This is a genomic window from Pseudoalteromonas aliena (genome assembly GCF_038155085.1).
Taxonomy (GTDB): Bacteria; Pseudomonadota; Gammaproteobacteria; order Enterobacterales; family Alteromonadaceae; genus Pseudoalteromonas; species Pseudoalteromonas aliena_A.
Genome location: NZ_JBAKAU010000093.1, coordinates 1 through 237, shown reverse-complemented (window position 1 = coordinate 237; position 237 = coordinate 1). Strand labels below are relative to the sequence as shown.

Here is a 237-nt window from a genome sequence, read left to right as displayed (position 1 = left end):
GCCACCTTTACCAATAACTTCAGCGATTTTCTTCTGTGGAATTTTCATCGTGTATATGCGAGGAGCAAACATTGATAGCTCTTCTGAAGGAGCAGAAATTGATTCATCCATCACTTCTAAGATATGTAAACGTGCAGCTTTTGCTTGCATAAGCGCAAATTGCAAGATTTCTTGAGTGATACCTTCAATTTTGATATCCATTTGTAGCGCGGAAATACAATTTGAAGTACATGATAC

1 pseudogene is annotated in these 237 nt (G+C 37.6%); it reads right to left on the bottom strand.

Annotated elements, in window-relative coordinates:
- Positions 1-237: pseudogene (locus tag V6260_RS18670) on the bottom strand (polyribonucleotide nucleotidyltransferase); the annotation flags it as partial.